This window comes from Enterococcus dongliensis (assembly GCF_031927985.1).
Lineage (GTDB): Bacteria > Bacillota > Bacilli > Lactobacillales > Enterococcaceae > Enterococcus_A > Enterococcus_A dongliensis.
Genome location: NZ_JARPZC010000007.1, coordinates 73860 through 98866, shown reverse-complemented (window position 1 = coordinate 98866; position 25007 = coordinate 73860). Strand labels below are relative to the sequence as shown.

General features: G+C 38.7%; 19 protein-coding genes and 1 riboswitch. Of the genes, 15 read left to right on the top strand and 4 right to left on the bottom strand.

What is annotated here, in order from left to right; translation table 11 throughout:
* Positions 1 to 86 precede the first annotated feature (86 nt).
* The 5 genes from pgsA to mprF all read left to right on the top strand — a co-directional run bounded on the left by pgsA (position 87) and on the right by mprF (position 7802).
* Complete coding sequence (pgsA, locus tag P7D84_RS07125; RefSeq protein ID WP_311805727.1) at positions 87 to 668, top strand: CDP-diacylglycerol--glycerol-3-phosphate 3-phosphatidyltransferase; 582 nt, start codon at positions 87 to 89, stop codon at positions 666 to 668.
* A 96-nt stretch (positions 669 to 764) separates the two neighbouring features.
* Positions 765 to 2012 (top strand): competence/damage-inducible protein A, encoded by a 1248-nt coding sequence (locus P7D84_RS07120; RefSeq protein WP_311805726.1) that lies wholly within the window; start codon positions 765 to 767, stop codon positions 2010 to 2012.
* A gap of 226 nt (positions 2013 to 2238) precedes the next feature.
* Positions 2239 to 3288 (top strand): recombinase RecA, encoded by a 1050-nt coding sequence (recA, locus tag P7D84_RS07115; RefSeq protein ID WP_137603584.1) that lies wholly within the window; start codon positions 2239 to 2241, stop codon positions 3286 to 3288.
* A gap of 244 nt (positions 3289 to 3532) precedes the next feature.
* A complete protein-coding gene (gene rny / locus P7D84_RS07110) occupies positions 3533 to 5089 on the top strand; it encodes a ribonuclease Y (protein WP_311805724.1) in 1557 nt (518 codons plus the stop codon).
* Positions 5090 to 5240: 151 nt separating this feature from the next.
* Positions 5241 to 7802, top strand: a complete 2562-nt coding sequence (mprF, locus tag P7D84_RS07105) for a bifunctional lysylphosphatidylglycerol flippase/synthetase MprF (protein WP_311805722.1) — start codon at positions 5241 to 5243, stop codon at positions 7800 to 7802.
* Between the two features lie 30 nt (positions 7803 to 7832).
* Here mprF and P7D84_RS07100 read toward each other — a convergent pair whose 3' ends face one another.
* Positions 7833 to 8237 (bottom strand): Hsp20/alpha crystallin family protein, encoded by a 405-nt coding sequence (locus P7D84_RS07100; protein WP_311805720.1) that lies wholly within the window; start codon positions 8235 to 8237, stop codon positions 7833 to 7835.
* A 215-nt stretch (positions 8238 to 8452) separates the two neighbouring features.
* Between P7D84_RS07100 and ispE the strand changes: the two genes are divergently transcribed.
* The 7 genes from ispE (at position 8453) to P7D84_RS07065 (ending at position 15789) form a co-directional block, all read left to right on the top strand.
* On the top strand, positions 8453 to 9304 hold the full coding sequence (gene ispE / locus P7D84_RS07095) for a 4-(cytidine 5'-diphospho)-2-C-methyl-D-erythritol kinase (protein ID WP_170999771.1): 852 nt from the start codon (positions 8453 to 8455) through the stop codon (positions 9302 to 9304).
* Positions 9305 to 9594: 290 nt separating this feature from the next.
* Positions 9595 to 10548 (top strand): metal ABC transporter substrate-binding protein, encoded by a 954-nt coding sequence (locus P7D84_RS07090; protein WP_311805719.1) that lies wholly within the window; start codon positions 9595 to 9597, stop codon positions 10546 to 10548.
* A 21-nt stretch (positions 10549 to 10569) separates the two neighbouring features.
* Complete coding sequence (locus P7D84_RS07085) at positions 10570 to 11250, top strand: metal ABC transporter ATP-binding protein (protein ID WP_137603580.1); 681 nt, start codon at positions 10570 to 10572, stop codon at positions 11248 to 11250.
* The gene (locus P7D84_RS07080) at positions 11223 to 12053 is read left to right on the top strand and encodes a metal ABC transporter permease (protein WP_137603579.1); all 831 of its coding nucleotides are present in this window, start codon (positions 11223 to 11225) and stop codon (positions 12051 to 12053) included. The genes P7D84_RS07085 and P7D84_RS07080 overlap by 28 nt, the downstream gene beginning before the upstream one ends.
* 240 nt (positions 12054 to 12293) lie before the next feature.
* Entirely contained in the window at positions 12294 to 13112 is an 819-nt protein-coding gene (gene purR, locus P7D84_RS07075; protein ID WP_137603578.1) for a pur operon repressor, read from the top strand.
* A 240-nt stretch (positions 13113 to 13352) separates the two neighbouring features.
* Positions 13353 to 14720, top strand: coding sequence for a bifunctional UDP-N-acetylglucosamine diphosphorylase/glucosamine-1-phosphate N-acetyltransferase GlmU (gene glmU, locus P7D84_RS07070; protein WP_137603577.1), 1368 nt, complete (start codon positions 13353 to 13355; stop codon positions 14718 to 14720).
* A 97-nt stretch (positions 14721 to 14817) separates the two neighbouring features.
* Positions 14818 to 15789, top strand: coding sequence for a ribose-phosphate diphosphokinase (locus tag P7D84_RS07065; RefSeq protein ID WP_137603576.1), 972 nt, complete (start codon positions 14818 to 14820; stop codon positions 15787 to 15789).
* A gap of 708 nt (positions 15790 to 16497) precedes the next feature.
* On the opposite strand, the gene P7D84_RS07060 is transcribed toward P7D84_RS07065, so the two are convergent.
* The 3 genes from P7D84_RS07060 to P7D84_RS07050 all read right to left on the bottom strand — a co-directional run bounded on the left by P7D84_RS07060 (position 16498) and on the right by P7D84_RS07050 (position 20661).
* Complete coding sequence (locus P7D84_RS07060) at positions 16498 to 18000, bottom strand: helix-turn-helix domain-containing protein (RefSeq protein WP_311805718.1); 1503 nt, start codon at positions 17998 to 18000, stop codon at positions 16498 to 16500.
* 256 nt (positions 18001 to 18256) lie between these two features.
* A complete protein-coding gene (locus P7D84_RS07055) occupies positions 18257 to 19000 on the bottom strand; it encodes an amino acid ABC transporter ATP-binding protein (protein ID WP_137603791.1) in 744 nt (247 codons plus the stop codon).
* Positions 19001 to 19065: 65 nt separating this feature from the next.
* Positions 19066 to 20661, bottom strand: coding sequence for an ABC transporter permease subunit (locus tag P7D84_RS07050; RefSeq protein WP_311805716.1), 1596 nt, complete (start codon positions 20659 to 20661; stop codon positions 19066 to 19068).
* Positions 20662 to 20783: 122 nt separating this feature from the next.
* A riboswitch (Lysine riboswitch) is annotated at positions 20784 to 20957 on the bottom strand.
* 338 nt (positions 20958 to 21295) lie between these two features.
* Here P7D84_RS07050 and P7D84_RS07045 point away from each other — a divergent pair.
* From P7D84_RS07045 to ulaA, 3 genes are read left to right on the top strand one after another with little or no spacing between them, the layout of a single operon-like run.
* On the top strand, positions 21296 to 23329 hold the full coding sequence (locus tag P7D84_RS07045; protein ID WP_311805714.1) for a BglG family transcription antiterminator: 2034 nt from the start codon (positions 21296 to 21298) through the stop codon (positions 23327 to 23329).
* A complete protein-coding gene (locus P7D84_RS07040; RefSeq protein WP_311805712.1) occupies positions 23329 to 23610 on the top strand; it encodes a PTS sugar transporter subunit IIB in 282 nt (93 codons plus the stop codon). Before P7D84_RS07045 ends, P7D84_RS07040 begins: the two co-directional genes overlap by 1 nt.
* Positions 23611 to 23630: 20 nt before the next feature.
* The gene (ulaA, locus tag P7D84_RS07035) at positions 23631 to 24995 is read left to right on the top strand and encodes a PTS ascorbate transporter subunit IIC (protein WP_311805710.1); all 1365 of its coding nucleotides are present in this window, start codon (positions 23631 to 23633) and stop codon (positions 24993 to 24995) included.
* Positions 24996 to 25007: the final 12 nt, after the last annotated feature.

Here is a 25007-nt window from a genome sequence, read left to right as displayed (position 1 = left end):
CACGAGCAATGTGTTAAACTAAAGAATTAGTTTGGCGCATATGTTTTTGTTGAAAAGTAAATCAGTAGAAATTAGGAGGAAGTACCATGAATTTACCCAATAAATTGACCGTCATACGAATCTTTATGATTCCATTGTTTATGGTCATTGTTTTAGCCCCATGGGGTTGGGGGACACTGCAAGTTGGAGATACGAGCCTCGCGGTAACACAATTAGTAGGCGCGATTATTTTTGCAATCGCTAGTTATACGGATCATTTAGATGGTAAAATTGCGCGTGCCCGCGGATTAGTTACTAATTTCGGAAAATTTGCTGATCCATTGGCAGATAAAATGTTGGTGATGACTGCCTTTATTATTTTAGTGGAACAAGGAAGAGCTCCTTCATGGGTGATCGCGATTATTGTTTGTCGAGAATTAGCAGTAACGGGTCTACGTTTATTGATTGTAGAACAAGGCGGCGGCGTCATGGCAGCAGCGATGCCTGGTAAAATCAAAACGGCGACACAAATGGTTGGAATCGTGTTGCTTTATTTAAACAATGTTCCATTTAATTTTATCGGTATCCCGATGGATCAAATCATGTTGTACATCTGTTTATTCTTTACAGTCTATTCAGGTTATGATTATTTTGCTAAAAATACAGCTCTTTTCAAAGGCTCAATGTAAGAAAAACGATCAGTACGATGTGAAAATCTATCGTTCTGATCGTTTTTTCTGTTATAGTTGAGGAAAAATGGCGTATCTTAGAAAGAAGAGAAATAAATGAGAGCGGAAATTATTGCAGTAGGTACAGAACTTTTATTAGGACAAGTCGTGAATACGAATGCCACATTTTTATCAGAAAAATTGGCAGATATGGGGATTGAGGTATATTTTCATACAGTGGTAGGAGACAATCCTAAGCGCTTGGAAGAGTTGCTTCAATTGGCAGATACACGCAGTGAATTAATTGTTTTGTGTGGCGGCTTAGGACCGACAGATGACGATTTAACAAAAAATGTTTTAGCAGATCATGTTGGTGTGCCGCTAGTCCAAAATCAAGAAGGATTAGTAGCATTGAAGGCTTTTTTTGAACAACGTCAAAGTACGATGACGCCGAATAATCTGCGACAAATTGAGACCTTACAAGGCGGTCTTCCATTACCAAATCGGACAGGTTTGGCCATTGGTTGTTTATATAAAAACGAAAAGAATAATTATCTATTATTACCTGGACCCCCAAGTGAATTAAAACCAATGTTCCTAGAACAAGCTCGTCCATTATTGGAAAAAGAGTTTCCAACAACGGAAAGACTGACATCACGGGTTTTACGCTTCTTCGGGATTGGCGAATCAAGATTGGTGACCGAACTAGCAGAAATGATCGAACAACAGTCTAACCCAACGATTGCTCCTTATGCAAAACCGAATGAAGTAACTTTACGGATCACAGCAAAAACAGAAGACGAGATCTCAGCCAATGCCTTATTGGATCAAACTGAAGCAGAGATCATGGCAAAAGTTGGCGAGTTTTTCTATGGATACGGCGAAGAGAATAGTTTAGTTGAAGTAGTAGTTAGCCTGTTAAAAGAAAATCAATTGAGTATCACTGCTGCAGAAAGTTTGACAGCCGGTGAATTCCAAGCCACTTTAGGGACAGTCCCAGGAGTTTCTGAAGTTTTTCCAGGAGGTTTTGTCACGTATTCAGCTGCTACTAAGGCGAATTTTTTAGGGATTGATTCAACACTATTTGATCATGTCGGGGTAGTCAGCGAGGAATGTGCGAAATTAATGGCAGAAGCAGCGTTACAACGTGCAGAGACAGATTACGCTGTATCTTTTACCGGTGTAGCAGGTCCAGATAAATTAGAAGACAAGGCAAAAGGAACGGTTTATATCGGATTAGCTCAAAAAGGAAAAGCAACAATTGTCACTGAAAACCACTTTACTCGCGACCGTTCATATATTCGTCATAGCGCAGTAATGAAAGGGCTAGATATGGTGCGGCGATCAATTCTAAATAAAAACTAAAAAAGCGAATGTTTGTTCGTTTTTTGCTTGATTTTTTAATTTTAAACCGATAAACTAAGGATATTGAAAAAGTACGAATGATGTGAAAGCACAATTATTATAGAAGTCAGCAGCTGCGTTCTTTTTACTTTTTATGGCACAGAAGGCACGTATGCAGCAAGAACATCAAAATTATTTTTTCCGATAGAAAAAATAACTACATTAATAAAAATAGGAGGATCAGCTATTGGCTAATGATCGTAAAGCGGCTTTAGATGCTGCAATGAAAAAGATTGAAAAGAATTACGGAAAAGGCTCGATCATGAAATTAGGGGAAAAGGTCGATCAACAAATTTCAACAATCCCAAGCGGCTCTTTGGCATTGGATGTTGCGCTAGGTGTAGGCGGCTATCCACGCGGACGGATCATTGAAGTATATGGTCCAGAAAGTTCTGGTAAAACGACCGTAGCGCTGCATGCTATTGCGGAAGTGCAAAAACACGGCGGAACTGCAGCTTTTATTGATGCTGAACATGCTTTAGATCCACAATATGCACAACGTCTAGGTGTGAATATTGATGATCTATTGCTGTCACAACCAGATACAGGGGAACAAGGGTTGGAAATTGCGGATGCCTTAGTTTCTAGTGGGGCTATCGATATCATCGTTATTGACTCTGTAGCAGCATTGGTACCACGTGCTGAGATTGATGGTGAAATGGGTGACTCACACGTTGGTTTGCAAGCCCGATTAATGTCACAAGCATTGCGTAAATTATCTGGTTCAATCAATAAAACAAAGACGATTGCAGTCTTTATCAACCAAATTCGTGAAAAAGTCGGTGTCATGTTTGGTAATCCAGAGATTACACCGGGTGGACGAGCATTGAAGTTTTATGCAACGGTTCGCTTAGAAGTGCGTCGTGCTGAACAATTGAAAAACGGGACAGACATCGTTGGGAACCGTACTAAGATCAAAGTTGTAAAAAATAAAGTAGCACCGCCGTTCAAAGTTGCAGAAGTCGATATTATGTATGGACTAGGAATCTCACAAGAAGGTGAGTTATTAGACATGGCTGTTGAGCAAGACATTATCGATAAAAGTGGTGCTTGGTACGGCTATAAAGAAGATCGAATCGGCCAAGGTCGTGAGAATGCGAAGAAATATTTGGCAGATCACCCAGAAATGATGGCAGAAGTGGCAACGCGTGTACGAGCAGCTTATGGTATCGGTGATGATTTGGCACCAAATGAGACAGAAGATGCTGGTCAGGAAGAATTACCTTTAGAAGAATAAAAAATGGCACTAATGACTCAGTGTATACCACGGTCATTAGTGTTTTTTTTATGAATAGCACCAAATGAAAGCGATAACGACACGATAGACGGCAAAAGAGAAATAAAGTTGACACGCTATCAGACAAACATTAGAATAAACTTGTGTGATAAACACACATATGCAAGTAGGCATATTGATAATTTGACATTCGTTTATCAAAAAACTACAGATAGGTAAATAAGATAGTACGGAGGTGGATTTAATGTTAGTTCCTATTCTCCTCGCTATCATCGGTTTAATTGTCGGTCTTGGTTTGGGTTTCGTGGCAGCAAAAGCACGTCATGAAAAGGAAATTGATGGGGCACAAAACACAGCTAGAGGAATCATTACGCATGCAAATAAAGAAGCGGAGACCTTGAAGAAAGAAGCTTTGTTGGAAGCCAAAGAAGAAAACCAGCAGTATCGCGCACAAGTTGAAAGTGAGTTGAAAGAAAGCAGACAAGAATTAAAATCACAAGAAAGTCGCTTGCTTCAAAGAGAACAGACTTTAGATCGTAAAGACGACTCTCTCGAGAAGCGTGAGCACTCACTGGAAGAAAAAGAAACAAAAATCAGTGCTAGACAGCAATTAATTGACGAGCGAGAAAAAGATGTAGAACAACTAATTGAAGAACAACAAACAAAATTGGAACAAGTCGCTGCTTTAACAAAAGATGAAGCAAAAGAAGTTATCATGAAGACGACGGAAGAGGAATTGAACCATGAGTTAACAGTTATGGTCAAGGAATCTGAACAACGCGCTAAAGAAGAGGCAGATCGTAAAGCGAAAAACCTTTTGGCAATGGCAATCCAACGTTGTGGTGCGGATGCTGTTTCTGAGACGACGGTTTCGGTAGTCACTTTGCCAAATGATGAGATGAAAGGTCGCATCATTGGTCGTGAAGGCCGTAATATTCGGACATTAGAAACACTGACAGGAATCGATTTGATTATCGATGACACACCAGAAGCAGTTGTTTTATCCGGTTTTGATCCAATCAGACGGGAAATCGCCCGTATGACATTGGAAAAATTAATCCAAGATGGTCGGATTCATCCGGCTCGGATTGAAGAAATGGTTGAAAAATCTCGCAAAGAAATGGATGAACGTATTCGTGAATACGGGGAACAAGCAGCCTTTGAAGTAGGCGCCCACACTTTACATCCAGATTTGATTAAGATTTTGGGTCGATTGCATTTCCGTACCAGCTATGGTCAAAATGTATTGAATCATTCAGTAGAAGTTGCGAAATTAACGGGTGTCTTAGCCGCAGAATTAGGAGAAGATGTTCAATTAGCGCAACGTGCCGGATTGCTTCATGACATTGGGAAAGCATTAGATCATGAAATCGAAGGTTCTCACGTTGAGATTGGCGCTGAACTTGCCGCAAAATATCGTGAAAATCCAGTTGTAATCAATGCGATCGCCTCTCACCATGGAGATACAGAGGCAACGTCAGTTATCTCTGTTTTAGTAGCCGCTGCAGATGCAGTCTCTGCTGCTAGACCAGGTGCACGGAGTGAATCGCTAGAAAACTATATCCGTCGTTTAGAGAACTTAGAAAATATTTCAAATAGTTTTGATGGAGTAGACTCAAGTTTCGCTGTTCAAGCAGGTCGTGAAGTTCGTGTCATGGTAAAACCAGAAGAGATTTCTGATTTGGATGCGGTTCGTTTAGTTCGTGACATTCGTCGAAGAATCGAAGATGAATTAGATTACCCAGGACATATCAAAGTGGTCGTTATTCGGGAGACACGAGCAACGGATTATGCTAAATAAACAATGATTCATTTGTAGTTGAAAGGCTGTGACAAATTGAAGTCACAGCCTTTTTTTGCTATCTTTGAGCTGTTATCAATTAAAAGAATAGCTTCAAAATCAAAATTCATTTAGAATAGACTATAAGAAAAGAAAGAATAGGAGTAGAAGGATGACGACTATCAGTCGCTGGTTTAAACGTTATGCCACCTTGCTCAAAATTATATTCTTCGGAATTGTCTTATTTTTCGTTGCCAATCAAGTGAAAAATATTGCCCATGGAATGAGCTGGCAGACAGTTTGGCAAACAATCAAACAACAAGATCAAGTAACACTTCTAAGCATGTTTGGAATTGGGCTGTGCGGTGTTTTGCCGATGCTTTTATATGATCATGTAGCAATCACCATACTTGAATCAGCGGGACGACCGCGGATGGATCGAAAAGAGTGGTTCGTTTCTGCTTGGACTACAAATACTATCAATAATTTAGCTGGATTTGGTGGTGTAGTTGGTGTAAGTTTGCGTTCAAGTTTTTATGGTAAAGGAATGGAAAAGAAAAAGGTGTTGGCTGTAATTTCCAAGATTGCTCTGTTCATGTTGGCAGGACTTTCAATCATGGCATTTATTACCTCTTTAGATCTGCTATTTTTTCGAACGGAGAATTCATTTGTTCGTTATCGATTTTGGCTATTAGCTGGCGGAGCCTTTGCACCGTTATTATTTTGTTTAGTTTACGGACGCCGCCGCACGATTTTTAAAGAATTTCGATTGAAACAAATCTTTGAATTGTATTTAGCCTCATTGGGTCAATGGTTAGGTGCATTGACTGTCTTTTTGATTGTCGGTTATCTAATGGGCGTGAAACTAACTATCGGAGAAGTTTATCCGATGTTTGTCATCGCGACTGGATTAGGGATGCTGACGATGGTCCCAGGAGGTGCGGGGACTTTTGATGTCATGATGATTTTAGGATTAGGACATCTCGGTTTAGATCAAAGTACGGCTGTGGTCTGGATCTTGTTCTATCGAATCTTTTACTATCTGATTCCCTTTGTCACTGGAATCGTAATCTTTTTGACAAATACTAGTGTGAAAATGAATCGTTATTTTGATAACTTACCGCGAGTGCTTTCGCAAAAAGTTGCTCATGTGATTATGGTCAGTGCAGTTTATTTTGCCGGAATCATGATGATCTTGTTGTCCACATTGACTAATTTGTCGAATATCAGCCGCTTGTTCCAAGTATTATTGCCCTTTTCATTTGACTTCTTGGATCAGACACTGAATTTATTGATCGGTTTTTTATTGCTGGGATTTGCACGAGGGATTTCACAAAAAGTGAAGCGGGCATTTTGGCCGACCATTGTATTATTGATTTTCGGGATTGTTAATACGGTAGCCAGAACAGCTTCGATTCGTTTGATTGTTGTTTACTTAGTGATTTTGTTGATCGTTTGGCTGTCACGGCGAGAATTTTATCGGGAACGTTTTGTTTATTCTTGGGGAGCGTTAGTTTTTGATGGAATCTTGTTTGGCTTACTCTTTATTTTCTACGCAGTAGCCGGGTATCACAGTGGTCAGATTTGGAGCACCGAACGCTTATCAACAAGATACTTTGCTTTTCCTTCAGGTGAGATTTGGTTCTCAGGTTTAGTTGGGTTGATTTTATCGATTTTGTGTTTGGCAATTCTGTATCAATACTTGACCCAAAGTGAGAGCAAAATCGGTATTGCTTGGGATGAGAAACGATTCAACTATTTGATTAATCGTTATGGCGGGGCACCAGCCAGTCATTATTTGCGTGTCTCAGGCTATCATTATTTTTATTATCAGGAAAACGGGAACGATCAAATTGTTTTTGGCTTCCAGACACGGGCAAATAAGTGTTTTGTATTAGGTGATCCCGTGGGAAATCCAGAAAAATGGCAGGAAGCTACGTTTGCTTTTATGGAGTATGCAGATAAACTAGGCTATCAGCTGGCATTTTATAAAATATCAGAAAAGTATGTCTTGCTTTTACATGATCTGGGCTTTCATTTTGATAAGATCGGTGAGACTGGTGTTACTGATTTCACACGACATGAGCACGATGTTTTTTCAGATCGATTCGAATTCAAACGATTGACCAATGAAGGCTACCAATTTATCTATTTTGAAAAATTACCAGAAGAGGTTTTTGAAGAATTGGAAGAGATTTCCGATGAATGGCTGAATGGTGAAAAAGAAAAATGCTTTTCCGTAGGACGTTTTGATCGAGCTTATATTGAAACGAGTAATATTGGGATTGCACGTGATCCGCAAAATCGAATCGTTGGTTTTATTACTGAACAGCCGATCAATCAAGAAAAAGCATCATTTGATCTTTTGCGTTTTCGCAGCGAGGTCCCTAATGAATTGCCGACATTTTTGAAACTGCATTTGATGGATGAGCTGAAAGACCAAGGATATCATGAAGTTTATCAAGGAATGGCACCACTAGCTAAAGTTGGTGAGACTTCTTTTGCGTTCTTAGGGGAGCGGATCATGAATTTGATTTATAAATATGGTCATTCGATCTATGCTTTTCAGCAAGTTACCGAAGAAAAAACGATGTATGTTGACCGCTGGCGGCCGAGATACTTTGCTTATATGAAAGACAGTAGTTTCTTGTTCTCTGCGTTGCAATTGTTGTTGCTAATCGGTCGAGGAAAAAATAAAGGCGTAACAATTTCTGAAGAAATGATCGAAGTTTAAAAAAGACGAGCCGTAATTGGCTCGTCTTTTTTAATCAATCGTAATCGCTTTGCTTTTTTTCTCTTCATCATCAGCTTTAGGCAGTTGCAGCGTAAGAACGCCGTTTTCGAATTTCGCACTGATTTTTTCTTCAATAATATTTTTTACGACAAATTGTCGACGATAGGCACTACTAGAACGTTCTCTACGGACAAAACGGCCATCGTCTTTGACCTCATTTTCAGCTGTGTGTTCAGCATCGATTGAAAGAAGGTCATTGCTGTAATGAACAGAAATCTCTTCTTTCTCAAATCCCGGCAGATCCGCTTTTACTTCGTAGTAATCATCTAAGTCTCGAATATCGACACTCATTTTCCGATCATCCCAAAAGGTATTCATCAATTTTCCAACTAAATCTTCGCCATCTAGCCACTCATTTTTTGGTAATAGATTCATACATCATTCCTCCTAAATTATAATTGTTTTCCGACTTACTAAAACGACAACAAAAAAGGATATGGAACATAGAGAAAGAACTCATATTTTAATAGTAAAATCTTCGGTAAAAATATTCAACTTATTTGCAGTCGGCTATGCTAAAATGAATTATCTATACATTTATTATGGGCTATGTTAGAATCGTCTAGTGAAAAATTTGAACGGGTGAGAAAATGGAAATTATGGAAAAAGCCCCAGCGAAAATTAATTTAGGCCTTGATATTTTAGGCAAGCGACCGGATGGTTTGCATGAGTTGGCGATGGTCATGGCGAGCATCGATCTAGCAGATCGTTTGTACTTAGAAGAGATTCCTGAAGATAAAATTATCATTGAGACGAACAAGGCTTTTTTGCCCACGGATAAAAAAAATCACGTCTATGAAGCGTTGGAATTAATCAAAGAACGCTTTGATATAAAAAAAGGCCTACAAGTCAAAATCCATAAAGAGATTCCAGTCGCAGCCGGCTTAGGCGGAGGCTCGACGGATTCAGCAGCAGCTTTGCGAGCGGTTAACCGCTTGTGGAACTTAGGATTATCTTTAGAAGAATTGGCTCGACTTGGTGCAGAAATTGGTTCGGATGTTCCTTATTGTGTCTATGGACAGACTTCTTTAGTGGAAGGATTTGGCGAAAAGGTAACACCAATCGCACCGATGCCTCAGTGTTGGGTTGTCGTAGTCAAGCCCCGTATGAGTGTATCGACACGAACGATTTTTGCTAAAATCGTGATGGAAGAGTTGTACCATCCTGATATTGCGGCGCTTGTCTCTGCTATTGAAGAAAATGATTACCAAAAGATGACGGCGAACTTAGGCAATTCTATGGAAGTCGTAACAATCAAGAAACATCCGATTATCCAGCAATTAAAAGATCGCATGTTGAAATACGGTGCAGATGCTGCGATGATGAGTGGCAGCGGTCCGACGGTCTATGCTTTGTGTCACAAATATTCGCGAGCCAAGCATGTATTTAATGCGTTGAAAGGCTTTTGTGAGGAAGTCTATCTTGTTCGTACGTTGAAGTAGATCCTGCGGGGTCTACTTTTTTAATACTGCTTGCCAAGAACAAATAATCGAGAGACTATTCGTTGGGAAACGTTGGTTATTTTTTGTTCTGCTAATTATTAAATAACATAAACAAAATAATGAAGCGCATACAGGTTCCGTTTTACATATGAATAGAATGTCATTTATTTTACGGTTTATCACGATTATTTGAATGTAAATCGTAAATTTTACGCTTTGTGTTGACGGATAGAAAAACATCTGTTAAATTAAATCTTGTCTTAAAAAGAGAAGAGAAGGTGTTTAGATAAATGAAAATGCAAAAAGGACTACTTTTATTTGGAACTGTGGTACTATCAATTTTACTGACTGCTTGCGGCGGTCAAGAAAAAGAAGAAGCTTCTTCTAACGATGCAATCCAAGTGATGACGACATTTTATCCAATGTATGAATTCACTAAACAAGTAATAGGTGATACTGGAACTGTGGAATTGTTGATTCCGGCAGGGACTGAACCGCATGATTTTGAACCTTCTGCCAAAGATTTGGCAAAAATTTCGGATTCTGATGTTTTTGTTTACAATAGTCCAGAACTGGAGACATGGACGGAAAATCTGACGGATACGATTGATACGAAAAAGACAATGATTATTCAAGCTTCAAAAGAAATCCAATTAATGGATGGCGAAGCCCACGAGCATGAGGACGCACATGAATATGACGAAGAACATGCTCACGATCATGAATTGGACCCCCATGTCTGGCTAGACCCCGTTTTGGCGATTACTGAAGTCGAGACCATCCGAGATCAGTTGATAAAAAAATACCCAGATTATCAAGCACAATTTGAAAAAAATGCTGCAAGTTATATCTCAGAATTAAAAACGTTAGATGCTGATTACCAAACAGCTTTTAAAGACGCGAAGAACAAAGCCTTCGTGACGCAACATGCCGCTTTTGGTTATTTAGCGAAACAATATGGATTGACGCAAGAAGCGATTGCTGGAATCTCACCAGATCAAGAACCTTCACCAAGTCGCTTGAGCGAATTGAAACATTATGTGGATGATCATCAAGTAGAGGTGATTTATTTTGAAGAAAATGCGTCATCAAAAGTTGCTGAAACCCTCTCTAAAGAAACGGGTGTGGAATTGGCCGTATTGAATCCACTAGAGAGTCTGACAAAAAAACAGATCGAAGATGGGGAGGATTACTTGACTGTTATGCGTGAAAACTTGACAGCATTGAAGAAAGTTATTCATTAGTAGGAAAAAGGAGAGACGAAAATGTCGTATATCGAGGTGGAAGACCTCTCGTTTTATTATGACAACGAACCGGTTTTAGAAAATGTATCCTATCATGTGGACCCGGGGGAATTTGTCATTTTGACTGGAGAAAACGGTGCCGCAAAATCGACATTGATCAAAGCGACATTAGGTTTATTGAAACCAAGCAGTGGAAAAGTAACAATCGCTAAGAAAAACAATCAAGGAAAAAAATTGAGTATCGGCTACATTCCACAACAAGTCGCCTCATTCAATGCTGGATTTCCCAGCACTGTTTTGGAATTAGTGGAATCTGGACGCTATCCTCAAGGAAAATGGTTTAAAAAATTATCTCCGCGAGACCATGAACATGTTCAAAAAGCCTTGGAGTCAGTAGACATGTGGAACATGCGCCATAAAAAAGTTGGAGAACTATCTGGTGGGCAAAAACAGCGGATTAGTTTGGCTCGATTGTTTGCCAAAGATCCAGATCTATTGATTCTAGATGAACCAACGACTGGAATGGATGAAAAATCGCGAAATGATTTTTATGAGTTGCTGCGACATAGTGCGCATGCTCATGATAAAAGTATTTTAATGATCACACACGATCATGAAGATACCAAAAAATATATCGATCGTCATATTCGATTGGTGCGAAAGGAGAATTCTAAATGGCGTTGCTTTCATATGAGTTCATGAGACGAGCCTTTCTAGCGGCGATTTTTATTGCCGGTATCGCACCGATGTTAGGGGTCTTTCTAGTTATTCGTCGGCAATCTTTGATGGCCGATACTCTGTCTCATGTCTCGTTAGCTGGAGTTGCATTAGGCTTTTTCTTGAATTTGAATCCTACCGGAACCACGCTGCTAGTCGTTGTGATTGCAGCAATCATCATGGAATATTTGCAAAATATGTATAGTTCTTATTCTGAGATTTCCATAGCAATTTTGATGGCGGCTGGTTTAGCTGTAGCGTTGGTACTGATGAGCTTAGCACCAGGAAGTTCTGCTGTCAGCATCCAATCTTATTTATTTGGTTCGATTGTAACAATCACATGGCAACAAGTCGTCTTTTTAGGAATCTTATTTGTTTTAGTCGGTATTTTATTTTTCTTATTTAAACGTCCAATGTATGTATTAACTTTTGACGAAGATATCGCAGCTGTTGATGGTTTGCCTATTCGCATGATGTCGATGATTTTCAATGTCGTGACAGGGATCGCAATCGCGATTATGATCCCAATCGCAGGAGCATTATTAATCTCAGCAATTATGGTGTTGCCTGCAGCCATCGGGATGCGGGTAGGAAAAAGTTTTAATATCGTGATTTTGATCAGTGTTCTAGTAGGCTTTGTCGGAATGATCGGTGGTTTGACGAGCTCTTATTATTTAGATACACCGCCAGGAGCGACAATTACACTTGGATTTATCTTATTGTTTTTACTTCTCAATGGAATTCGGCAATTACGGATAAGGATTCAACGAAAACAAGCACAAAAATAGAGGAAAGCGAAAGCTTTTCCTCTTTTTTTGTAGAATAATTAATAAATTCCGAACTTTTCAACTTTAAAATGAGAAAATGCTCGAATTTTATCAACTAAACCCTTATAATGGGAAACGATCAATCAGAATGTGCTGTCCGTGACTTAGTTGTGTGTTGAGCTGAGCCAGACATCCGATGAAAATCAAAATTATTTTTCGTGTGGAAAATAGTTAGACTAAAATGAAATAGGAGTGAATTACGTGAAAGTGCGTCGAAGTGAACGATTAATCGACATGACACAATATTTGTTGGATCATCCCCATGATTTGATCCCATTGACCTTTTTTGCAGCCAGATATGATTCGGCAAAATCTTCAATCAGTGAAGACTTAGCCATTGTTAAGAAAACATTTAAAGAGCGTGGGACAGGTATTTTAGAAACAATCCCTGGTGCTGCTGGCGGTGTTGTCTTTACACCGAGTATCACTGATGAAGAGGCACGAGAATATATCGAATCTTTAGCTGAACGTCTATCAGAAGAAGATCGATTATTGCCAGGTGGGTATGTGTACTTATCTGATATGTTGGGACAACCCGATTTATTACGCAAAGTGGGTCGAATTATTGCAGCACAGTATTTAGATAAAAAAGTTGATGCAGTCATGACGGTTGCAACGAAAGGCGTGCCGATCGCTCAAGCCGTTTCATATTACTTAAACGCACCCTTTGTAATTGTTCGACGCGATTCTAAAATTACAGAAGGTTCTACTGTTAGTGTGAATTATGTTTCTGGTTCCTCTGAACGAATCGAAAAAATGGAATTATCAAAACGCAGTTTGAAACGCGGTTCAAAAGTCTTGATCGTGGATGACTTCATGAAAGGCGGCGGGACCGTCAACGGCATGAAGAGCCTGATCGAAGAATTTGAAGCAGAACTTGTCGGAATTACGGTCTTTGCGGAATCTAAGTTTAAAGGTGAGCGCGCGATCGATGACTACAATTCGTTATTGTTCGTACAAGATGTCGATACGAGTACAAAAACGATTACAGTCGTACCGGGGAACTGTTTTGATAAATAACTGAAAATGCTAAGCTAGTTAGGCTCTCTATTTAACGAGAGTCTGATAGGCTAGCCTTTTTTGCGTCCAGCTAGTAAAATGGTAAGGGAGCGAAAATAAATAATTTTGTGAATCTAAATCAAGCTGATCGTTTTCTTGAATAAATGAAACGTCACGTTTGCTTTAATTTGTGAGTAGAAAAAATATGAGAATTGCGATTTTTTAGCAATCGCATCAATTTGAATCGAGGAGTGACTTCTTTTGGAAAATCGTTATGCGATTATTTTAGCAGCGGGGAAAGGAACCCGTATGAAATCAAAGTTATATAAAGTCTTGCATCCAGTTGCAGGTAAACCGATGGTAGAACACATCATTGAGCGAGTAGTAGAGACGCAACCGACTGAGATTGTAACAATCGTTGGCCACGGCGCAGAAATGGTCAAAGGACAATTAGGCGAGCGTAGTAAATATGCGTTGCAAGCAGAACAATTAGGGACCGGTCATGCAGTCATGCAAGCGGCTGAATTTTTAAAAGGAAAAAAAGGAACCACTTTAGTTATCAGTGGCGACACTCCATTACTGACCACGCAGACCTTGAATAATTTATTTGATTATCACCAAGGGAAAAAAGCAAGTGCAACAATCTTGACTGCTCACGCCGAAGATCCAACTGGTTACGGCCGAATCTTACGGGATCATGTTGGTATCGTAGAAAAAATTGTCGAACAAAAAGATGCGACACCAGAAGAAGCGCGAACACAAGAAATCAATACCGGAACTTATTGTTTTGACAATGAGCAATTATTTGCAGCCTTAGAAAAAATCGGGACGAATAATGCTCAAGGAGAGTATTATTTAACGGATATCGTTGAGATTTTGAAAAATGAAGGACAGACAGTCGCAGCCTATCAAACCGAGGATTTTGAAGAATCATTAGGAGTTAATGATCGAATCGCTTTAGCGAATGCGAATGAAAGCATGCGTCGTCGTATCAATCGGCAACACATGATCAATGGCGTGACCTTCATTGATCCAGCAACGACTTATATCGATGCAGGTGTTGTGATTGGCTCAGACACAGTAATCGAACCGGGAGTGCAAATCCAAGGCCGTACAGTGATTGGTTCAGATTGTATCATCGGTGCACATTCAAAAATCGTCGACAGTACGATTGAAGAGAATGTTGAGATTAAGTCTTCTGTTTTAGAAGAATGTGTCGTGCGCAAGTATGCAGACGTTGGTCCGAATGCACATTTGCGTCCACAAGCAGAGATTGGCGAACATGCCCATATCGGCAATTATGTAGAAATCAAAAAAGCAACGATTGGTGAAAATACCAAAGTAGGTCACTTGACGTATGTTGGAGATGCGACGCTAGGAAAAGATAATAATATCGGTTGCGGCGTAGTATTTGTCAATTATGATGGGAAAAATAAACATCATACTACCGTAGGGGATCATGTTTTCATTGGTTCAGGTACCAATATTATTGCACCAGTTGTAATCGCCGATAATAGTGTCACAGCAGCAGGCTCAACAATCACCGAAGATATTGATGCAGGTGATATGGGGATCGCTCGTGCGCGGCAAATTAATAAGGCCGGTTACGCAAGCCGTTTGCCGTTTTAAGGGAAATCTCTTGATTTCTTAAATGGAAATGACTAGTATTTTATTTGAAATGGTATATAATCGATAACGTATGTTTAAAAAGAAAGTGGAGGTCCCCATGTCGAAACATTATTTTGATCCAAGATTGAAAATTTTTGCTTTGAATTCTAATCGTCACTTAGCTGAAAAAATCGCTGAAGAGGTTGGTGTTGAGCTAGGAAAAAGTTCAGTTAACCAATTTAGTGATGGTGAAATTCAAGTAAACATTGAAGAAAGTATTCGTGGCTGTCATGTCTATGTGGTTCAGTCAACAAGTAGTCCAGTAAATGATAATCTAATGGAACTTTTGATTATGATTGATGCCTTAAAACGGGCGAGTGCCAAAACAATCAACGTTGTGATGCCTTACTACGGGTATGCCCGTCAGGATCGCAAAGCACGTGCACGGGAACCAATTACCGCTAAACTTGTTGCCAACATGATTGAAAAAGCTGGCGCAACACGTCTATTGACTTTAGATCTACATGCTTCTCAAATCCAAGGATTTTTTGATATCCCGGTGGATCATTTAATGGGTGCCCCATTAATTGCTAATTATTTCTTGGAAAAAGGAATCCACGGCGATGATGTTGTTGTCGTATCTCCTGACCATGGTGGCGTAACACGCGCACGTAAATTGGCAGAATTTTTGAAAGCTCCGATTGCGATTATCGACAAACGTCGTCCAAAAGCAAATGTGGCTGAAGTAATGAATATTATCGGAAAAGTCGACGGCAAAACATGTGTCATTATCGATGATATGATCGATACAGCAGGGACAATTACCTTAGCTGCAAATGCTTTGAAAGAAGCCGGTGCGAAACAAGTCTATGCTTCATGTACACATCCTGTTTTATCTGGTCCAGCAATGCAACGGATTCAAGATTCAGCAATCGAACATCTAGTTGTGACTGATTCAATCTATTTATCTGACGAACGCAAAATTGATAAGATTGATGAAATCAGTGTGGGTGAATTAATGGGAGATGCAATCAAACGTATCCATGAAAATAAACCTGTCAGCCCATTGTTTGAAACACCTAAAAAATAGTTTTATCTACTAGGTACTCTATCTATAGAGTACCTAGTTTTTTGTCTTTTAACTATCCTCGTCAAAAATATAAAACCGATTTCTTAATGATTGCCTTCTGATATGCTAATAAAGAGAAACTATTACTGGGGAGGGTATCATGCAAAAAAGAATGGACCAGCTTGGCTATGGGATTTTATAGATCGCTCTATTTTTTAAACTGATGGTGGGAAAAATCAGCGGTTTAGTTTGATCGGTGTTTGAATCAGCAGTTTAATGAATGGGGATTTTCATTATTCCATCAATAGCGCAGATCGTTGAAAAAATGTTAGAAGTGTAACGAAAAAAAGAGCTCATCGGTGGGTGGCCGATGAGCAAAGGAGTTAAAAAATGAAAAAGTGTTAGGGTTGTTTGTTGGTATGCTTATATAATAGCAGTGAGATGTGAATTATTTGTGAATGAAGTTTAGCAAAAAAGTAAAAAAAAATTAAAGGAAATGAAAATTAATGTGCTAAAAAAAGAGCTCATCGGTGGGTGGCCGATGAGCAAAGGAGTTAAAAAATGAAAAAGTGTTAGGGTTGTTTGTTGGTATGTTTATACAATAGCAACGAGTTATGAATAAAATGTGATGAAAGACTAGCGAAACTATTAATTTTAAAAAAATGAGAGCAGTTAAAAATAAACTTAAAACAAATGCTAAAAACTCAGGAGCGATACGCTCCTGAGTTTTTATTCGTAGACTCGATTTTTCTTGTCGTAAATGTTTCGCAATTCCAAATATAAAGGAATGAGTTCATTCTTCGTATAAGGAAAATCGAGTTGATATAAGTGAATATTTGGTCTTTCTTTTTTCAATAATGAAGAGGAGCTGATGATCAAATCATAATCGTCTTTCAAAGAGACGTCATAGGGTTCAGCATCGATAAAACGTAAGTCCTCTAAGAAGCGATACAATTCGCGGACAAAGATTGCATTATGTTCCAACGCGATTCCGATTTTTAGATTATGTGCATAAGGGAACTGATCGAAATAAGGCAATAACAAACGTTTAAAGGCTCGCGTAATCAGTGGATGAGCAGAGTTGATAAAGCTGTAAGAGGGATTATCTTTGGCCATCTGCATAAAATTTTGGATATTTTGGAATAAAATATATTCACCGCGAGTTTGTTTCTCATTTGGGTCCATTACTAAATCAACGATGTTAGGAAACGGCTGCCGAAAAATAAAGTAGCCGAAAGTGATATTCAACATATTTGCAACGACTAAAGGATCATCCATTATTTCTGTTCGATCAGGGAATAAGGCTTTTTTGGCAAAATTGCGAAATTCTGTAACAAAATCGTTGACTGGATTTGGGCGTGCATCAAAATCATAAAGCGTCTGTTTTAAACTTTGGTCGTCACGAATCGTGTAAAACGGCGAATAATGCGCCAAGAAATAAATGAAACTAGATTCCCCTTTTAACTGGCGCGTCGTCATTGAGACATCGATCAACTCACGCAATGAAGTAAAGTCGTAATACGGATTGTCTTTCATCAAGAAATTGTACCGTGGATCGTATTTAACAAACTTCTTATTATTGATACGAATCAGACTAATTGACGTGAACAATCTGATTTCTTGTGTTCCAAAATAAGTTCGTGACAATGGGAAGTAATCTTTGTAAGTATCGACTAAACGATTCAATTGATGCGGCTCAACATTCAGTGGGCATTCGATGCCACGAGTTCCCAGCCACAAAAGATCGAATAAAGCTAAGCGAATCAAGCGTTCGTCTCCCGACATACCCGCTTCTGTATAGGTGAAGCGAATGTTGAAACGTTTCAAGTATTTTTTCAATTTATCGATTTTACGAGAAACAGTGGAGCGACTGACAAAATAGCTTTCACAAAATTGTTCAATGGTCGGTTCTTGTTCATTTAAAAAGTATAAAATAAATTGGAACGGTACGGCTTGCTGTAACAAGTGGTAGCGGTACTCGTCAATGGAAGCATTCAAATTTTCCAGATTCACTTTGCCCGCGCGCATCATGATCGTCTCATGGTTTGGACGGATCTCTGCCAATTCTTGGTCGATCTCATTTAATTCGATGACACTTTGTTGATAATTTAAATCTAAATCTTCTGACAATTGGCTGATCGCCAGGATTTTTTTCGTAGATTGGTTTAAGTATTTAAAGATATTAAAACGTAAGAGGAGCGACGTGTCAAACATAAGTTCCTCATATAACATCTGTTTTCCTCCTTTATTAAATTAGGTTATTAATCTGAATTTTTTTAAGCATATTCCTCTATATTGTACTGTATTTACATAAACCTGTCAGTTAATAACTGATAAATAGTGAGTAAAATTGGATAGAATGAACTAATTTCATCGCATTTTAAGAAAGAACAGAATAAATGTTCATCTTGTCCTTGAAAGGTGAGACAAACAACCAAAATAACAAAAATGCGCAACAGAAGATTTATCCTTCTGCTGCGCGTTTTTATTACGATCTTGGATGCAAGACGCGATGTAAGAATTCTTTGGTTCGAGCCTCTTTCGGGTGAACAAAAATATCTTCTGAGCTGCCTTCTTCAGCGATGACACCTTTGTCCATAAAGATTACTCGGTCAGATACTTCTTTAGCAAAATCCATTTCATGTGTGACAACGACCATCGTCAGTCCACTTTCTGCCAATTTGTTCATGATCTGCAATACATCGCCTACCATCTCTGGATCTAGTGCAGAGGTCGGTTCGTCAAACAACATCACTTCTGGGTTCATGGATAGTGCGCGTGCAATCGCTACCCGTTGTTTTTGTCCGCCGGAAAGTTGAGCAGGCTTCGCGTCGATAAAACGATCCATACCAACTTTTTCCAAATTTTCCAATGCAATCTTTTTGGCTTCGTCTTCTTTTCGACCTAAAACAGTAATTTGACCACTTGTACAATTTTGCAAAACATTCATATTATTGAAAAGGTTAAATGATTGAAAGACCATGCCAAGATGTGTCCGATATTTTGGCAAACTATAGCCAGGAGCTAAGACGTTTTCTCCTTGGTACATGATTTTGCCATCAGTTGGTGTTTCTAATAGATTGATGCAGCGCAACAATGTTGATTTCCCTGAACCTGATGCACCGATGATCGAGACAACTTCTCCTTTGTTGACCTTCATACTGATATCTTTTAAGACGAGATTGTCGCCGAAACTTTTTTTCAAATGTTCGATTTCAATGATACTGCTCATAATGATCCTCCTTATTCATTCCAATCAGGAACAACGCAATTAATAGGTAAAAATGAAAGTTAAAACTATTTTTCTTCACTGACTGCTGTATCTGTGTCATCCAAACGAGCATAAGCTGAAGGACCATCCATTTTCTTTTCGACTACTCGCAAGATACGGGTAGCTGTGAAGGTCAAGATAAAGTAGATCACACAAATGATGAAATAAGTCTGGAAGAACATGTAGTTTGTTCCTGCCGCTGATTTCCCTTGGAAGAATAATTCAGAAACAGAGATGATACTCAATACGGAAGTATCTTTGATGTTGATGACCAATTCATTCCCAGTTGCCGGCAAAATATTACGCAAGACTTGCGGTAAGATGACTTTCCGCATGGTTTGGCTGTGAGTCATCCCAATGGCATGAGCTGCTTCAAATTGACCTGGATCAACAGCGAAGATCCCGCCGCGGACGATTTCAGACATATACGCCCCTGTATTGATAGAAACGATGAACAAAGCGGCTATCGTTCGATTCAAATCAATTCCAAAAGCCATCGCGATCCCATAGTAGATAACAGCTGCTTGAACAATCATTGGTGTTCCGCGGAAAATTTCGATATAGGCATTCAATAGCCAACCAAAAACTTTTTGTAAACTTCGTTTGGCACGATTACTTGACTCAGGAATTGCCCGAAAGACACCGACTAATAGACCAATCAATGTCCCAACAGTCGTCCCAACAATGGCCAGCAGCAAAGTGATGCCAGTTCCACGTAAGAACATCGAACCGTTTTGTTTCAAAATACGAATGAAGACATTCTCTTTTTTACCAGTAGCATTTTGTGTCTCATCAGACGCTGGTTGATCTTTGATTGCTTGATCCATAACATTGACCCGGTCTGATTGTGGAATCTCGGCTAAGATTTGGTCCACTTGTGCCACATCAGAATCACCTTTACGCATTCCAACAGACACTTGTACATCTTCTGGATTGGTTTGGAAGCCGTTCGCTTCATCAAACTCTACCATTTTTAAATCTGGATTGACGCTTTCAGCAGTTACGCCTTCAGGCCGTTCACTAACATAGCCATCGATGGTCCCAGACTCTAAAGCAACCCGCATCGCTGGGAAATTATCCATGGCCCCTTGTTTTTTCACATCCGGGATTTGAGGAATAACATCATAATGGAACGTACTTAATTGAGCAGTAATTTTTGCACCAGCAAAATCCTTGATAGAAGTTGCTTTTGCATAATTCGTATCTTTACGTGTGACAATGACTAGTTGTGATTCGTAATACGGATCAGAAAAGTCGATCTCTTTACGGCGTTCAGCAGTAGGAGACATTCCGGCAATAATAGCATCGATCTTGCCTGACTGCAAAGCCGGCAACAAGCCATCCCATTCTGTTTTGACAACGACCAATTTCCGATTCATTTTGTCAGCGATCTTTTTCGCCATTTGCACGTCGTATCCGCCAGCATAAGCTTTGTCGCCTTGAATCGGCACAGCGCCATTTCGATCATCTTTTTGAGTCCAGTTGAAAGGGGCGTAGCCAGCCTCCATCCCAACTCGTAATTCTCCTTCAGGTGTTTTTTCGTCAGCTCGCGTGAGTGGTGCGCCTAAAAAGGTAATAAATAATGCGACAAGTGCGATAACTGAAAATTTTCTTCTGTTCATAATTTCTCCCTTTCTTGAAATAACGAGATTGGGTGGATGTCTTTAAAAATCTGCAACAAAAAAAGCCGCCGATTCGTGTACAAGGCCGCCTGCAGATGATAAGAAGATGGTGTTCCCTCTTACAAAAACATAGCGCAACTTAGCATCACTGCTAAGACAGTCCGCAAGTTATTTGCTTGCGTCCCAACATACAAAACAAAGAGAATTATGTATATTTCGGCGAAACTTCCTAGATCTATTTCAACGTGTCTCTACACTCCATAGGGTTAATAAGGTTCGCGACCTCTACCTCATTGTACTGAGGCATCTCGTATTCAGTTATTATGATTCACAGTCTAAAGGTTGGAAATGAAAAAGTCAATGGAAAGCATCTGAAACAAGCAAAAAAATGTTCTATTTTATTAAATAAAATAAATTTATTTTGTTAAAAAGACGAAAAAATTGATTTTTATATTTTTTGATAGAACAAAGCTGTTAGAATTGATAATTAAACTAGTATGTTTATCCATTGTAATACATATACAAAAAATAGTTTTGGTACAATTAAATGATTTTTTTAAATGAAGATTGTACTGAAGAATAGTCGATATTAAAACGTTTACAACCTATACTTTAGACAGGAGGTGAGGAGAAAGTGAATTACAAAATAAGCTATCTCCTATCCAACAATTTTAATAGTTACGTAACATTAAAAAATGCGACACAACAAACGGGTCTCTCTGCTAAAGAGCTCGCGACTCAGTTGGCAGAATTAGATTTGACCGTAGAAACGATTACTGATACTGAAGAACAACGAATATTCATTGCTCCGATAACAACGGAGAAGTGGACAAAAAAACTTGTAAATGAAACACAAGAGTACTTTGTATACTCTGAAGAACAGCGACAGGCACTAATTTATTTGCTGAGTTACTCTACTTTTGAGGAATTGTCACTTTTTCACTTTCAAGATTTTCTAGAGATCTCGAAAGGAACTGCAATCACTGATGTCAAGAAACTTCGTAAATATTTAGCTAAACAAAACATTGAACTAGTTTATTCTCGAAAAAAGGGATTTTTTCTGACTGGAGATGAACTGGAAATCCGTCGTATTGCTCAAAATTTTGTTGCTCGTTTAGTACAAGAAACTGATGGTAAATTTGGATTGTTTTACTGGTTAAATCAATTTGATTTAACGCTATATGCAAAGATTCGTGATGTGATTCAGCAGCAAACAAGTTTATTGGGGTTGACCATTGTACCGAGTCGAATTGATGAAGTTAGTTTATTGATTGGCTTAACTTCTAAACGGTTTTATAAACAACGTTTAGTCAGCCTAACTGGGTTAGATGTTTTACAGTCATTGACTGTTTATCAAGCTGGTGAGAACTTTTTGCAAATCTTTTTCAATAAAGTAACTGCTGACGAACTAGGTTACATGACAATTGTCCTCATGACCATCGTTCAAGGAGAAATTCGTGATTTACAGTTAGATTTTTTATTGAGTTGTTCTGCTGAAATAATTCATCAGATGGAAAACTATTCAGCAATTCAATTTTCAAACTTTCGTGAATTGCTAATGAATTTGTTCTATCATCTTGTTCCAGCATATTTTCGTATCCGTTTTGGTTTTTATTTACCCAATGTTCTGATTGAAAATATCCAGATGGATTATCCAGAGATTTTCGATTTTACGAAAAAATCCTTAAAACCATTAGAAAAAGTTGTAGGTCAAAAAATCCCAATTGAAGAAGTTGGTTTTTTCTCAATTTTATTTGGTGGAGCAATCACGAATCAGCAAGCTGAATCAGCAGTAAAAGAAGTACGGGCCTTGATTGTGTGCCCGAGTGGAATTAGTTCTTCATTGATTTTGCAAACAGAATTAAAAAAAATGTTTTCAACAATCCATTTTCAAGAAGCTAGTTCAGTAAATCAGCTGCAGAGTGTTTCTGAAGAAGACTATGATGTAGTTTTTTCGACGATACCCTTGGATGATAGTAAGAAACGTGTCTATCTTGTCAAACCGTTGATGTCGCAATTAGAAAAAAATCAATTAATCAACCAAGTTCAGGAAGAATTACTTGTACCCGGTTTTTCAATGCCTAGTGCTGAAGAGATCATCAAAGCATTGAATCCTTATATTGATTTAAAAAAAGGCGTGACAAAAGAAAAACTGTACAAAGTATTAAATAAAAAAATGAACCGATTGATTGAACAAAAGGAGGACAATCGTCCAATGTTAACAGAACTTATTACTCCAGAAATGATTCAAATCAGCGATGAAGTTGCTGATTGGGAGTCGGCGATTCGTTTAGCGGCACAGCCTTTGGTAGATAGCCAGAAAATTGAGAGCCGCTATTCAGAAGCTATGATTGAAAAAGTAAAACAGTATGGACCATTTATCCATATTGGAAAAGGAATCGCTTTACCTCATGCGCGACCTGAGGACGGCGTAAAAGCGATAGGGATGTCTTTGTTAAAAGTAGAAAAACCAGTTTTATTATTAGATGATGAAAAACATGATATACAATTGTTCGTTTGTCTAGCAGCAATCGATAATGAAGCTCATTTACGAGCTTTGTCAAGTTTAACCAAGTTATTATCTAATCGAGAAAATTTAGAGGATTTATTGTCCGCAACAACAAAAGAAGAAATTATAACTATTTTAGGTAGAGGAGAGAATGAATAATGAAATTTGCAGCAGTATGTGGATCAGGATTGGGATCAAGTTTTATGGTGGAAATGAATATTAATAGCGTTTTAAAAGAATTAGGAGTAAATGATGTAGAAGTTGCACATTATGATATGGGAAGCGCAACACCAGATTTAGCAGATGTTTTTTTTGTTGGATCAGATTTGGCGGATAGTGCGCATCATCTAGGTGAAGTCGTCGTCTTAGATAGTATTATCGATATGGATGAACTAAAAACCAAAGTTCAAGCAGTTTGTGAAGAAAAGGGCTTACTCTAATTTAAGTGGGAGGAATACAAATGAACGGAATTTTAGATATATTAATTGATATTGCTAGTACACCAGCATTGTTGGTTGCGTTAATTGCAATTTTGGGAAATGTTTTACAGAAGAAAGACACTGCATCGATTGTTAAGGGTGGAATCAAGACTTTTGTTGGCTTCTTAGTTGTGACTGCTGGAGCTGGGGTAGTTGAAGGTTCGCTAGCCCCTTTTGGAGAAATGTTTCAAGCAGCCTTTAATATGCAAGGCGTTGTGCCTAACAACGAAGCGATTGTTGCATTAGCCTTAACCAAATATGGTACCTATACAGCACTTATTATGTTAGTTGGAATGGCATTTAATATTCTAATTGCTCGTTTCACTCGTTTTAAATACATTTATTTAACAGGTCACGCTACTTTGTATATGTCTTGTATGATTGCTGTAATTTTGAGTGTGACAAAAATGGGAACAGTTCCTCTAATATTTTTTGGAGGATTGGCGCTAGGGATAGCTAACACCATTTTCCCTGCAATTGCTCAGCCATTTACAAAACAAATTACTAAAAACAATACAGTTGCTCTAGGACATACAGGAAACTTTGGATATGCACTCAGTGGGTTAATTGGAAAATATGTAGGCAATAAAGAAAAATCAACTGAAGATATCAATTTTCCGAAGGGACTGTCTTTCTTACGTGATTCAACGGTCAGCATTACTATAACAATGGCAGTCGTCTATGTAATTGTTGCACTATTTGCTGGGAACGATTTTATCACAAAAAATTTGAGTGATGGCACGAACTATATTATTTACTCACTGCAACAAGCAGGGTCATTTGCAGCTGGAGTATTTGTCATTTTAGCAGGTGTTCGTTTGATATTAGCAGAAATTGTACCGGCATTTAAAGGGATTTCAGAAAAATTGGTTCCAAATTCTGTTCCAGCGCTAGATTGTCCGATTGTTTTTCCTTATGCTCCAAATGCTGTATTGATTGGATTTTTAACTAGTTTTGTTGGTGGGATTTTCAGTTTAATTATCATGGTTCTTACGGGGACTACCGTTATTATTCCAGGTGTTGTTCCTCATTTCTTCTGTGGTGCAACGGCAGGTGTATATGGTAACGCAACTGGTGGTTTGCGTGGTGCGGTAATTGGATCTTTTGTACACGGAGTTATTATTAGTTTCATGCCAATTCTTTTGATGCCGGTTATGGGTGACTTAGGTTTCCAAGGTTCAACTTTCTCAGATACTGATTATGGAGTTGTAGGAATCTTCCTAGGAAACTTAGCGAATGCTGGAGGACAAATTGCTGTTATTTCCGGTATTATCGCTGTATTAGCTGTATTGATAGGTCTAACTGTTTTCTTTAAAAATAAAAATGTAGATACTGTTTCAGAATAAGAGGAGAAAAGT